This is a genomic window from Paraburkholderia sp. J11-2 (genome assembly GCF_905220185.1).
GTDB lineage: Bacteria > Pseudomonadota > Gammaproteobacteria > Burkholderiales > Burkholderiaceae > Paraburkholderia.
The window spans coordinates 232351-244852 of sequence record NZ_CAJMYY010000010.1 but is presented as its reverse complement, the minus strand read 5'-3'; the positions used below and the strand labels follow the sequence as shown (position 1 = coordinate 244852).

The following is a 12502-nucleotide window of genomic DNA, read 5'->3' as shown; positions in this document are numbered from 1 at the left end:
TGACGGTAGTGGCGCGATGACAGCGCCATGAAAAAAGCCCGCGAACGGCGACGTTCGCGGGCTTTTTCGTTGCTGGCGCGGCGATCAGCCGTGGTGGCGATCGTCGTGATTGTTGCCGCTTGCGCGCTCTTGCGGGTGAGGCGCGGGTTGCGGTTGCGGACGCGGTTGAGGCTGCGGCTGCGGGCGGGCTTCAGCGTGCTGCTGCGGCTGAGGCTGCGGATGGAACTCCTGGCGCGGTTGGGGCTGCGGCTGCGGACGGGCTTCGGCGCGCGGCTGCGGCTGAGGTTGCGGATGGAACTCCTGGCGCGGCTGGGGCTGCGGTTGCGGACGCGCCTCCGCGTGCTGCTGCGGCTGGGGCTGCGGATGGAACTCCTGACGCGGCTGGGGCTGGGGCTGCGAACGAACCTCAGCACGCTGTTGCGGCTGCGGCTGAGCTTGCGCCTGCGGATGGACCTCGGGGCGCGCCTCGGCTTGCGGCGCGCGTTGCGCCGCGGCGGGCTCGGGCATGCGTTGCTGCGGTTGCGCCTGCGGCTGGCCACGTGCCGCGTCACGCTGCTGTTGCATCGCGACGACGGGCGGTCTGCCTGCCTCGTTGCCGCCCGGTTGGCCACGCGTGGCCATCGGCGCGTGCGGCTGCGTCCATGCTGGCTGATGCGCTTCGCCGCGCGGCGCTGCATTCGCCGCGTTCATGGCGCCCGGACCCGGCTGGCCCGCTGCGGGCGCGCCGCCTTCCGGACGGCCGGCGAACTGCGGCGGGCGCGGCACACCGTGTTCTTGCGCGGCGGGTGCCATGCCCGGCTGGCCATGCTCGGCGCCACGCGGCATGGCGTTGGCGGCCGCGGCGCCCGCTTGAGGTGCGCCGCCAGGCATGCCTTGACGGCCAGCCTGCGCCTGCGGGGCAGCCGGCCTGCCGGCCGCGCCGAGCACCGGCGAATGCGGCGGCACGACGCGCACGTTCTGCGCGGGCCACGCGCCATGCGAAGCCGGCGCGAACGGCGAGGAGGGCGCATGCGCCGGCGCCGAGACGCGCACCACGGGCGCACCCGCGCCCGGCACCGCGCCGCCGGTGTGGGCGAAGCGCTGCGCGAGGTTGTCGTGGAACGCAGGCGGTGCGACCGGCGCGCGCGTGGCTACGACCTGGCGCTGGTTGAGCGCTGCGGGCGGCCGGTAGTTGGCGCGGCGCATGTTGGGTCCGAAACTGCCCTGCACTGGCGCGATGCCGGGCGTACCCGGGTTGATCCGCGCATTACGCCATTGCTGCGGATCGACATGCTGCGCGAAGCGCGAGACCGGCTGACCGTGGACGAACGCCGTGGCCGGCACGGCGGTCACTGCGCCCGGCGCGCGATAGTTCACGTAGGTGTTGTGAACGTTGATATTCGTGATGTTGACGTCGCGCCGGTAGTTGTTGACGACGACGGTCTGGTTCACGCGCTGGTAGTAGTTCGGACTCCAGCCGCCCCAGTGCGGATGCCACGGCTCGCCGGGTCCGAGCGCGAACCACGCGACGCCCGCGGCCGCGACGCCGCCCACGGCGAGGTTGACGCCCCAGTCCGTGCCGCCGTCACCGCCGCCTACGAACGCCACCAGCGCCGGCGCATAGACGGGCGGTGCGCTCTCGACGACCGGGCCGGGCACCCAGGCCCACGAATCGTCGACGTACGCCCAGCGGCCGTAGTGGTACGGCGCGAAGCCCCAGGGCGCGTCGTCGACCCACGTCCAGCCCCACGGCGCCTGCCACACCCAATGGCCGTCGTGATACGGCGCCCAGCCGGCGGGCACCGAGTTCGGCGTCCAGACTTCACCGTACTGCGGATCGCTGCGCCACGTGCCGTTGTTGTCGAGGTCCTGGTAGCCCGGGACGTCACGCGAGACATAGCGCGCCGAGACCGAGCGGTCTTCGGCGGCGTCGCGTGCGAGAGCCCACTGGTCGAAGGTGTCCGGCGGCGGCGCCTGGTCGCTCGCCACCTGCTGCAGGTCGGTGCCGGCAAAGCGGATCTGCTGACCGGCCGTCATCGGCATCTGACCGTTTTCGCCGTACACGGTCACGCTGCCGTTGCGCACGGTCACGGTCGTGCTGCTGCCATCGGGCGCCACATCCACGCGGTAGTCGCCGGGGCTCGTCACGCCGAGCGCGAGGTTCGGCGTGTCGATCTCATACGAGGTGCCGGGCGGGACTTCGCGCACACGAGTCGAGAGCGTGCCTTGCGGCACTTTGAGCTGCGCCGTTTGATCGTCGAGGTTGAGGACGTCGAGGCTCGTCTGCGCGCCGAGGCGCACCGCCGTCGAGCCGATGTGCAGCTCGGAGCGCCCGTTGGCGTCGTTCCAGAGCTGGTCGCCGGTCGTGAGCGGGCGGTTGAGCTGCGCGTACGACCAGTCGCTCGCGCCGGCCGGCTCGGTGGTCACGGCGCCGGCCATGTAGTCGAGGCGCGCCACGCGGCTGGGCGGATCGCCGCCCGTAGCAGTGGGGCTGGCCGCCGCATCGGGGGGCGCCACCTGCGCGAAAACCGCGCTCGTGCCGGCGAGGTTCAGCGCCGCGAGCGCGGCGAGTGCGAACAGCGTGCGGCGGGACGTGCGGCGAAACTGGGTGATCGTAGGTGTGCGCGTTCTCATCTTTGTTCTCCTGTCCATGGGATCGGGCGCTTTGGTGCTGTTGCGCCGATTGCCATCCCATGCAGGGCACTGTATCCGGCAGGCTTGTTTCCATGCTCGCGGATTTGTTAAGGCTTATGCAGCAGATGTAACAGAACGTGTGGCCGCGGGAGAAACACGACCTTTTGCGCGCGAAATCCGCGATTTCGTTGGGTATTTGTCAGTTAATACGGCCTCGCTCGCGCGCTGTGTTATGCGCCGACGAGCGCATCGAATTCGTGTTGTCCTTTAGGTGTGATGCGCAGCACGCGCGGGCGGCTCGTGCGCTCGATCCAGCCGCTGTGCGTCCACGAATCGAGCAGCGCCGCGCCGAGTGCGCCGCCCAGGTGCGGCCTGCGCTCACTCCAGTCGAGGCAGGTACAGGCAAAGCGCCGCCGCCGTGCGCGCAGCGCGGCAACGTCCACGCCCCACGCCGCGAGACGCGCCGCGCCCTCCGGCGTGGCTTCGAGCATGTCGCCGTCGCGCACCAGCAGGCCGCCGTCCACGAGGCGCTCGAACACTTGCACGGCGACTTCGCCGGCCATGTGGTCGTAGCAGGTGCGCGCATGGCGCATCTCCAGCGGCACCGTCCGCGCGGGGCGGGGTGTCGGGCGCTGCGACGCGACGGCATTGGACACATGCGCGACGTTCATGAGCGCCTCGATCGCTGCTGCGATCTCGGGGGTGGCGATCCGGTAGTACCGGTGGCGGCCGCGCACGTCGAGCGCGAGCAGGCCGCCATCGGTCAGGCGCGCGAGGTGGCCGCTCGCCGCCGAAGGCGAGAGGCCCGCGATCATCGTGAGTTCGCCCGCGGGCCGCGCGCTGCCGTCCATGAGCGCCCATAGCATGGCGGCGCGGCCGGGATCGGCGAGCAGCGCGGCAACGCGTGCGAGACCCGGAAAGTGGCTCGATTCGTCGGTGGCGGGCAGGGTCATGGCGGCTCCTTCATGGTTGGCGATGGCGGCGGATTTCACCCACACCGTCACTTTAGCGAAATGGCGCATTCGACGTTTCACTCTGCGATGAAGTGTCGATTGCAGCCGCTCGATGAGTGCCGAGTCGCGCGCGGTGGTACGTACTGCGGCGCGCGGGAGCGCCGCGCTAGAATCGTCTATTCACGCTATCGGCTTGCCCTTTATGAAACGCTTCCTGGCTCTTTTCGCCGCCGCCGCGCTCGCCGCCTTGTGCGCCGCCTGTGCAGGCGGTTCCACGCCGCCGTCGAACAGCACGAGCGGCATCACGATGTACGGCACGATCGACGAAGGCGTCACGTTCCATAAGTGAGCGGCCACGCGTGATCCTGTCGTCACCGTCGACTGGCAGGATTTGACGTTACTTTGACCTGACTGCCAATCGCGCGCGTGCGATGATGAGGGCACTTCGTCAGCATCGAGTTCGCCGTCATGCCGTCTGAACCGACTTTCCCTGCCGCTGCACGCCACGTCGTATTTGCCGTCGCGCCCGAGCTTGTGCTGCTCGACGCCTGCGGACCCATCGAAGCATTCTGGCGCGCCGAGCTGGCGATGCGCACGGCCGGCGGCGCGAGCGGCAGTGCAAACGGCGCGCAGCCTTGCGCCTACCGCACGACGCTCGCCTCGGTCGCTGGCGGCGTGCTGCCGACCTTCGCGGGCATGCCCATCGTCACCGAGCGGCTCGACACGCTCGACCCCGCCACGATCGACACGCTGATCGTGCCCGGCGTCCCCGTCGACGACACCACCGTGCTGCAACCCGAACTCGTCGCCTGGATCGCGGCGGCCGCGCCGCATGCACGCCGTGTCGCGTCGGTCTGCACGGGCGCGTTCTATCTCGCCACGGCGGGCCTGCTCGACGGCCGCCGCGCCGCCACGCACTGGCGTAACGCGTCCCAGCTCGCGCGGCGTTTTCCCCGCGTGGAAGTCGATCCTGAGCCGATCTTCATCCGCGACGAGCGCGACGGCCGTGTGGTCTGGACGTCGGCGGGCGTGACGGCGGGCATCGATCTCGCGCTCGCGCTGATCGAGGAGGACTGCGGCCACGCGGTCGCGATGCAGGCGGCGCGCCGCCTTGTCGTGTTCATGAAGCGGCCCGGCGGCCAGTCGCAGTTCAGCGAGGCGCTTGCGGCGCAAGCCACCGCGGGCGGGGAGTTCGACGCGCTGCACGGCTGGATGGCCGCCAACCTGTACGGCGCGCTCAGCGTCGAGCGCCTCGCCGAGGAAGCGCGCATGAGCCCGCGTACCTTCGCGCGCCGCTATGTCGACGCCGTGGGGCGCACGCCTGCGCGCACGGTTGCGGCGATGCGCGTGGAGGCCGCTGCGCACGCGCTCGCGCAGTCGCGCCGGCCGCTCAAGCGGATTGCGGCCGATTGCGGTTTCGGCACTGAGCAGAATCTGCGGCGCGCGTTCGAGCGATGCTATGGCGTGCTGCCGCTCGATTACCGGGCGCGATTCGCGGCGAGCTGAATCAATCGCGAATGGGGTTTCGCAAGCGGCTGCGACTGTCTGTCTTATTGCACTCGTATAATCGACGCCTCTATTCCCCACACTACGATACGGGCCGCCGTATGCGGTAATCGCCATGAGCCAAGCCGAGATGAAGACGCCTACCCAGCCGCTGGACCGTTCGGAAACGACGTTCCGGTTCCTCGCCGAGCCGACTTCGGTGAACTTCGGCGGCAAAGTGCACGGCGGTGCGCTGATGAAATGGATCGACGAGACGGCATATGCGTGTGCCGCGGTCTGGTCCGGCCGCTATTGCGTGACGGTGAGCGTGGGCAACATCCGCTTTCGCCGGCCAATTCTCGTCGGCAACATGGTCGAGCTGCGCGCGCGCGTGGTCGCCACGGGCCGCACGTCCATGCACATCCACATCACCGTGCATGCGGGCGACCCGAAGAGTGGCCAGCTGCGCCTCACCACCGACTGCCTGATCGTGTTCGTGGCCGTCGACGAAAACGGCAACCCGATTCCCGTGCCGACGTACGTGCCAGAAACGGACGAGCAAAAGCGCCTCGCGAAATACGCGCTCGACGTGAAGGAAGCGCTCGACGCGATCGTCGAACTCAAGCCCGAGGAGGTGGCGAAAGGGCAGGTTTGATCCGCATGCGCGCCGTTGCGGCCGCATGAAAAAAACGGGCGGCGAAGGTGTGAACCTCGCCGCCCGTTATGCATTTCAGCCCTTCAAACAGGGCTTATTTCTTCGCCTCGCCCACCATCTCGCCGGGCTTCACCCACTCGTCGAACTGCTGCTCGGTCACGTGGCCGAGTGCGAGCGCGGCGGCCTTGAGCGTGGTGCCTTCCTTGTGCGCCTTCTTCGCGATCTGCGCGGCCTTGTCGTAGCCGATGTGCGGATTGAGCGCCGTCACGAGCATGAGCGACTCGTTGAGCAGCGTGTCGATGCGCGAGCGGTTCGGCTCGATCCCCACGGCGCAGTGGTCGTTGAAACTGAGCGCGCCGTCGGCGAGCATGCGGATGGACTGCAGCACGTTGTGCGCGATCATCGGGCGGAACACGTTCAGCTCGAAGTTGCCGCTCGCGCCGCCCATGTTCACGGCCACGTCGTTGCCGAACACCTGACAACAGAGCATCGTCACTGCTTCGGACTGCGTAGGGTTCACCTTGCCCGGCATGATCGAGCTGCCCGGCTCGTTCTCGGGAATCGACAGTTCGCCCAGACCGCAGCGCGGACCGCTGGCGAGCCAGCGGATGTCGTTGGCGATCTTCATGAGGCTCGCGGCCACGGTCTTGAGCGCGCCGTGTGCGAACACGAGCGCGTCGGCGGCGGCCATCACTTCGAACTTGTTGGGCGCGGTGACGAAGGGCACGCCCGTGAGCTTCGCGATGCTTTCCGCAACCTTGTGCGCGAACTGCGGATGCGCGTTCAGGCCGGTGCCCACGGCCGTGCCGCCCTGCGCGAGTTCGTACAGATGCGGCAATGAAGATTCGACGTGCTTGATGCCGTGATCGAGCTGCGCGACGTAGCCCGAGAACTCCTGGCCGAGCGTAAGCGGCGTGGCGTCCTGCAGGTGCGTGCGGCCGATCTTCACGATGTCGGCAAAAGCCTTGGCCTTGGTGTCGAGCGTATCGCGCAGCGTCTTGAGCGCCGGCAGCAAATGCTTGACGATGCCGTAGGCGGCCGCCACGTGCATCGCGGTCGGGAACACGTCGTTGGAGGACTGGCCGCGGTTCACGTCGTCGTTCGGATGCACCTTGCGCGCCTCGCCGCGCTCGCCGCCCAGAATCTCGCTCGCGCGGTTCGCAATCACCTCGTTGAGGTTCATGTTGGTCTGCGTGCCGGAGCCCGTTTGCCACACGGCGAGCGGGAACTCGCCGGGGTGCTTGCCCGCGATGATCTCGTCGGCGGCCTGCATGATCGCTTTCGCTTTGTTCTCGTCGAGCACGCCTAGCGAGAGATTCACTTCGGCGGCGGCGCGCTTGATCGTCGCGAGCGCGGTGATCAGTTCCGGCGACTGCTTTTCGGTGGAGATGCGAAAGTTTTGCAGGGATCGCTGCGTTTGCGCGCCCCAAAGCTGCTGGGCGGGCACGGCGATCTCGCCAAACGTGTCGCGCTCCATGCGGACGTTTTCGTTGCTTGCGGTCATTTGATACTCCGGTGATTGAGGCGGCGCATCCTCGCTCGCGCGAGGGCGCCGCTTTCGTGACGGGTTCGGATCCGCGTGGTGGCTGGGCGGCGGCGCTATGCTGGCGCGGCCGCTGCGAAGGCGCGACGCTCATGGCGATGAAGGCGGCTTCGCGGCTGGCTCGACGGCGGACGTTACAACGTAAATCAAGCGATCTTGCGCGGGCGACAGCCAGGTCGTGCTCACAGTCGCTTCACGACCGGTTCACAGCTGGCTGTCGACCGGCAACAGCAAGAATAGCCCGGTTAGGACATTTCTGTAGAAACCCGCACCAGGGTCGAGGTTGTAGGTGCGGATCATGCCGTTTTCCTCGTCGGTCCAGACGAGCGGCGAGTTGACCGTCGTGCCCTGGAGCTGCGCCAGTTGCGCGGGCGTTGCGAGCGTCACGTGATAGCTCACCTGCGGCGAGATCGCACGCTTGAACAGGTCGGCCACTTCGTGCGCGATCGGTGGGCTCTCCACGGTGAGTGCAAGCTCGGTATTCAGACGCGCGGAGCGCGGGTCGAGATTGAGCGAGCCGATCACGAGCGTGCTGTCGTCGATCACGTAGGCCTTGGCGTGCAGGCTCGCGCGCGAGCGCGAACCGACCACGCCGAAGCGCCGCTGGTCGGCGTGTTCGGGCTGCAGCGGCTTGAACTCGTAAAGCTCGGCGCCGGCCTCGAGCAGCGGCACGCGGTAAGGGCTGTAGCCGGCCTGCACCGCAACGGCGTCGGTGGCAGCGAGCGAATTGGTGAGGATCGCCACGCGCACGCCGTGCGCAGTGAGCGTGCGGATGGTCTGTACGCCCGTGTCGTGCGGCACGAAGTACGGCGAGAACACCAGCACGCTGCTATGCGCCTGATGGATGCGGTCGAGCAGCGAGCGCATGGCGTCGCCCAGCTCGCCTTTCTCGCTGCCCGCGATCTTGCCTGGCGAGTCGGCCACGAACGCCCATTTCGCCCAGACGAGCGCGAGCGTATTGCCCGTGATTTGCTGCGCGAGCGGCGTGGCGTTGAGCGGTTTGGCGTTGTAAGGCTCGGCGCTTTCGCGCCAGTGCTTGCGCAGGTCGTCGCGCGCGGTGTCGAGATCGTGCGCGTCGAACTTCTGATGATTGAGCACGCTCAAGGGGTACGAGATCGAGCTGTTCCAGTACTCGTCGAAACTTGCCGAAACGCTTTGCGCGACCGGCCCGGCCGTGAGCACGTCGAGGTCGCGGAAGTCGAGCGTCGGGCTGGCGTTGAAGTACTCGTCGCCGAGATTGCGCCCGCCGACGATCGCCATTTCGTTGTCGACAATCGTCGCCTTGTTGTGCATGCGCCGTGTGAACTGGTCGACGTTCGAGAAGAAGTTGCGCGTGCGCAGGTACATCGACTCGCTCGTGCTGCCGTACGGGTTGAACACGCGGATCTGGATGTTCGGATGGCTGTTGAGCGCGGCCATCAACTGGTCGATGTCGTGAAAATTCAGGTCGTCCACCAGCATGCGCACGCGCACGCCGCGGTCGGCCGCATAGAGCGCCGAGCCTAGCAGCAGCTTGCCGGTGGTGTCCTCGTTGGCGATGTAGTACTGCATGTCGAGCGTTTTCGTCGCCGCACGCGCGAGCGCGACGCGCATCTGCAGCGAGTCCGGCCCGGTGGCGAGCAGGCGAAAGCCCGATTCGCCCGGGTGCGCGGCTTCGGGCGCGGCGAGCGCGGCGCCAAGCGGCGTGGCGCTGGCCTGCGTGGCCGGCAGGGCCGCGCTCGTCTCGCGCGGGTAGTCGGTGGCGGGCGGGCGCGTTGCGCAGCCGGCGACCAGCGCAAGGCAAACGAGCGCAAAGCGGGCATACAGCGCAACCGTGGGCGCGCACGGCGAGGCGCCCGGCTTCGTCATGCGTCGCGTCGCGGCTGCGGTTGGGGCGGGATGCGCGGGCAAGCGGATTCTCCATGGCGGCACGCCGCATGATGGTTCGTTTTCATTGCACGACTTCACGAAAATTCTACGGGAAGCGGCCTACTGGTCCTGCGGCGGCGAGCAAGTCCCTTGAGCAATTTTTGGGCCGCATGCAACTGACGTTTCAGCGCGGCCGGAAACGTTCGTGGGGCTTGCGGCGCGACACTGCGCGCATCTCGAACGAACGGAGCGCGCAATGAGAGCAGAAACCCGCGTGGTGATGCACGCAGACTTCAAGGACGCGTTGGCGCTGTGGGTGCCGTGTGACGCTTGCCGCACGATTCGCGCGGCGCAGGGCGGCGTGGTGATGGCGCTCGAGGGCCGCGTCTGGATGACGGTCGAAGGCGATACCGAAGACTACTGGCTCGAACCGGGCGAAGCACTGCCGCTTGCGCCTGGTGAGCGGGCGCGCATCAGTGGATGGCGGGAGGGGGTGCGCTTTGAAGTGCGCTGCGAGGGCGAGCTTCTGGCACAGCCGCGCGAATGGCGCTTCGCGAGGCTGCGAGCATGGCTGCAGGTGAGGCTAACGCGGCGTGCGCCCCGCAGGCTGGCGGGGGCGCGAGACCGCGCACCGCAGGAGCGTGTGGCGTAAGCGCCGGAACGCTGGCCCGGCGCTTGACCACCGTATCGATCAACCGCGCTCGGGCGACGCGTTCGCGGCGCTTTGCGCATTGCGCGTGCTGCCGCGCGCCGGCTTGCCGGCCCAGTAACCCGCGAGCACCGAGCCCGAGAGGTTGTGCCACACCGAGAACAGCGCGCCCGGCAGGGCCGCGAGCGGCGAGAAGTAGAGCTTGCCGAGCGTCGCGGCGAGCCCCGAGTTCTGCATGCCCACTTCGATGGCGAGCGTACGGCACACCGACTCGTCGAAGCCGAGCAGGCGCCCGCCCCAGTAGCCGCCAAGCAGCCCGATGCCGTTGTGCAGCACCACGCCGAGCGCGACGAGCGGGCCGACCGTGGCGATGCTCGCATGCGTGCCGCCCACCACGGCGGCGATGATCGCGAGGATCGACACCATGGAGACAAGCGGCAGCACAGGCTCGACGCGGCGCACGAGGCCGCCTGCGAGCCGGTTGACGACGAGGCCGATGGCGATCGGCAGGCCGACGATCTGCAGGATGCTCATGAGCATGCCGCGCACGTCGACGACGATCGACGCATCGACGTAAAGACGCGTGAGCAGCGGCGTCGCGAACACGCCCACCAGGGTGGAAAGCGCGCTGATCGTCACCGACAGCGCGACGTCGCCGCGCGCGAGATAGATCATCACGTTGGACGCCGTGCCGCTCGCGACGCTGCCGACGAGCACCATGCCTGCCGTGAGATCGGGCGGCATGTGCAGCACCTTGGCGATCGCCCAGGCGGCGAGCGGCATGACGAGGTAATGCAGGAAGATGCCTGCCGCGACCGGCGCGGGCCGCGTGAAGACGCGCTGGAAGTCGGCGAACGAGAGCGTGACGCCCATCGACAGCATGATGATCATCAGGAGCGTCGTGACGTGCGGCGCTATCGGCGCGACGAGGCCCGGATCGAAGTAAGCCAGCAATGAGACGAGGACGGCCCAGAGCGGAAAGAGTCGGGTAATCGGGGCAAGCATGAAAGGGTGGTCCGTGAGTGGATTCGTTATATGTCGTGGCGCGGGACGCTTCAGCGGCACGCGCGCTGGGCGTGTGCGCTTGCATGGCGCGCTGTTGCGTCGCGTGTTTGTTTCGCGCTTTGCGTCGGATCGTGGCGGGGTGTCGATGCGTGCGACCTGAGCGCTCCGCGCGCGGCAAGCGTAGCCGGGGTGGCCGGCGGCGCTCGCGGGGCGCGGCTGTCTCCAAACTGTTCTTGCCCTCGTGGGACGGACGCCGCGTGCGGCGCCAGGCGCGTATTTTACCCGGTCGCGCCGGTACGGCCTGGCCGGTTAAGTGAACGCTTCAACCAACGCGGCTTGTGGCGGCAGCGTGAGCCTGCGCGCGCCGGCTCATACGGTGAAAGCGCCACGTCATGAGCACGGCGACCGTGGTGAGCCCGGCGGCGAGCCCCCACCAGAGCCCGAGCGCGCCGAGCCCGAAGTGGAACGCGAGCACGTAGCCGAGCGGAAAGCCGATGCCCCAGTAGCCGAGCGTGGCCGCGAGCATCGGCACACGCGTGTCTTTCAGGCCGCGCAGGCAGCCCGAACCGACGGTCTGCGCGCCGTCGACGATCTGGAAAATCGCCGCGACGCCGAGCAGCGTGGCCGCAAGCGAGACCGTGTGCGCGTTGGCCGGGTCGTCGAGGTGCAGGTAGAGCCCGACGATCCAGTGCGGCGCGAGCACCATCACGAGCGCCGACAGCGACATGAAGCCAACGCCGAGCCCGAGCGCGACGAAGCCCGCATGGCGCGCCGCGCGCGGCACCCCCGCGCCCGACCAGTACCCCACGCGCACGTTGGCCGCCTGACCGATCGCGAGCGGCACCATGAAGGTGACGGAGGCCACGTTCAAGGCGATCTGGTGCGCCGCGAGCGGCGTTGCGCCGAGCAGGCCCGCGAGCAGGCCGGTGGCGAGAAAGAGCGTCGCCTCGACCGCATAGGTGATCGCAACCGGCCAGCCAATGGTGAAGAGTTCGCCCATCAGCGGCGCCGTCGGCCGGCGCGCAACGACGAAATGCTGGTGCGAAGGCCGCAGGTGCAGCAGCGCCATCAGCACGAACGCGGTGAGCCACACGGTGATCGTGGTGGCCACCGCCGAGCCGAGAAAGCCCAGGCGCGGCAGGCTCCACGCACCGTGGATCAGCCCGTAGTTGAGAAAGCCGTTGATGAACACGCACGCGATCGACACCCACAGCAGGCGCCGCGCCGCGCCGATGGCGGGCAGGAACGAGCGCATGAGCCCCACGCCGATCAGGCTCGCGGGCGCACCCCAGCGCAGCACGGCCGTGTACTCGCCGATGTGATGCGCGAGCAGCGTAGGCTCCCCGAGCGCGCGCAGGATCGGCTCGGCGAAGGAGAGCAGCGCGAACGCCGGCACTGAGAGCAGCAGCGAGAGCGCGAAGCCGGTCCAGTAGATGTGCGACACGTGGCTTTCGTTGTCGGCGCCGCGCGCCTGCGCGACGCTCACGCTGACCGAGGTCAGCACGCCTTGCAGCACGGTCACCACCACGAAGAACATGTTCGCGCCAAGGCCGCCCGCGGCGAGCGCATCGGCGCCGAGCGAGCCTAGCAGGACCGTGTCGGTCACGCTCATCGCCATCTGCGAGAGCTGGGCGATCGCAAGCGGGCCGGCGAGGCGGGCGGTGTCGGCGGCGTGGCCGCGCAGCGTGGGCGGCGCCGAAACGGCGCGGCGGGAAAGCGTGGTTCGAGTCATGAAAAACAAGCGGCGCGAG

General features: G+C 68.5%; 10 protein-coding genes. 3 read left to right on the top strand and 7 right to left on the bottom strand.

The genetic code is table 11. From position 1 onward, the window contains the following. Positions 1-84: 84 nt before the first annotated feature. The 3 genes from U5A57_RS16670 to U5A57_RS16660 form a co-directional block, all read right to left on the bottom strand. A complete protein-coding gene (locus tag U5A57_RS16670) occupies positions 85-2613 on the bottom strand; it encodes a DUF6600 domain-containing protein (protein WP_321912592.1) in 2529 nt (842 codons plus the stop codon). A 230-nt stretch (positions 2614-2843) separates the two neighbouring features. After that, positions 2844-3560 (bottom strand): helix-turn-helix transcriptional regulator, encoded by a 717-nt coding sequence (locus tag U5A57_RS16665; protein WP_321912655.1) that lies wholly within the window; start codon positions 3558-3560, stop codon positions 2844-2846. A gap of 186 nt (positions 3561-3746) precedes the next feature. Next, positions 3747-3923, bottom strand: a complete 177-nt coding sequence (locus U5A57_RS16660) for a hypothetical protein (RefSeq protein WP_321912591.1) — start codon at positions 3921-3923, stop codon at positions 3747-3749. A 111-nt stretch (positions 3924-4034) separates the two neighbouring features. On the opposite strand from U5A57_RS16660, the gene U5A57_RS16655 reads away from it, so the two are divergent. Together U5A57_RS16655 and U5A57_RS16650 are read left to right on the top strand one after the other, a co-directional pair. Continuing rightward, positions 4035-5072 carry a GlxA family transcriptional regulator gene (locus U5A57_RS16655; RefSeq protein ID WP_321912589.1) on the top strand — a complete coding sequence of 346 codons (1038 nt, stop codon included), beginning with the start codon at positions 4035-4037 and terminating at the stop codon, positions 5070-5072. A gap of 130 nt (positions 5073-5202) precedes the next feature. After that, positions 5203-5706: an acyl-CoA thioesterase gene (locus U5A57_RS16650; protein WP_069262939.1), complete on the top strand. Its 504-nt coding sequence runs from the start codon at positions 5203-5205 to the stop codon at positions 5704-5706. A 94-nt stretch (positions 5707-5800) separates the two neighbouring features. Here U5A57_RS16650 and fumC read toward each other — a convergent pair whose 3' ends face one another. Both fumC and U5A57_RS16640 read right to left on the bottom strand, forming a co-directional pair. Continuing rightward, a complete protein-coding gene (gene fumC, locus U5A57_RS16645) occupies positions 5801-7210 on the bottom strand; it encodes a class II fumarate hydratase (RefSeq protein ID WP_321912588.1) in 1410 nt (469 codons plus the stop codon). A gap of 243 nt (positions 7211-7453) precedes the next feature. Then, entirely contained in the window at positions 7454-9097 is a 1644-nt protein-coding gene (locus U5A57_RS16640) for a phospholipase D family protein (protein ID WP_321912586.1), read from the bottom strand. Between the two features lie 256 nt (positions 9098-9353). Here U5A57_RS16640 and U5A57_RS16635 point away from each other — a divergent pair, with 256 nt between their 5' ends. Next, complete coding sequence (locus tag U5A57_RS16635; RefSeq protein ID WP_321912584.1) at positions 9354-9749, top strand: DUF2917 domain-containing protein; 396 nt, start codon at positions 9354-9356, stop codon at positions 9747-9749. Between the two features lie 39 nt (positions 9750-9788). Here U5A57_RS16635 and panS read toward each other — a convergent pair whose 3' ends face one another. Continuing rightward, entirely contained in the window at positions 9789-10751 is a 963-nt protein-coding gene (gene panS, locus U5A57_RS16630; RefSeq protein WP_321912582.1) for a ketopantoate/pantoate/pantothenate transporter PanS, read from the bottom strand. Between the two features lie 322 nt (positions 10752-11073). Next, on the bottom strand, positions 11074-12483 hold the full coding sequence (locus tag U5A57_RS16625; RefSeq protein ID WP_321912580.1) for an MATE family efflux transporter: 1410 nt from the start codon (positions 12481-12483) through the stop codon (positions 11074-11076). Positions 12484-12502 lie beyond the last annotated feature (19 nt).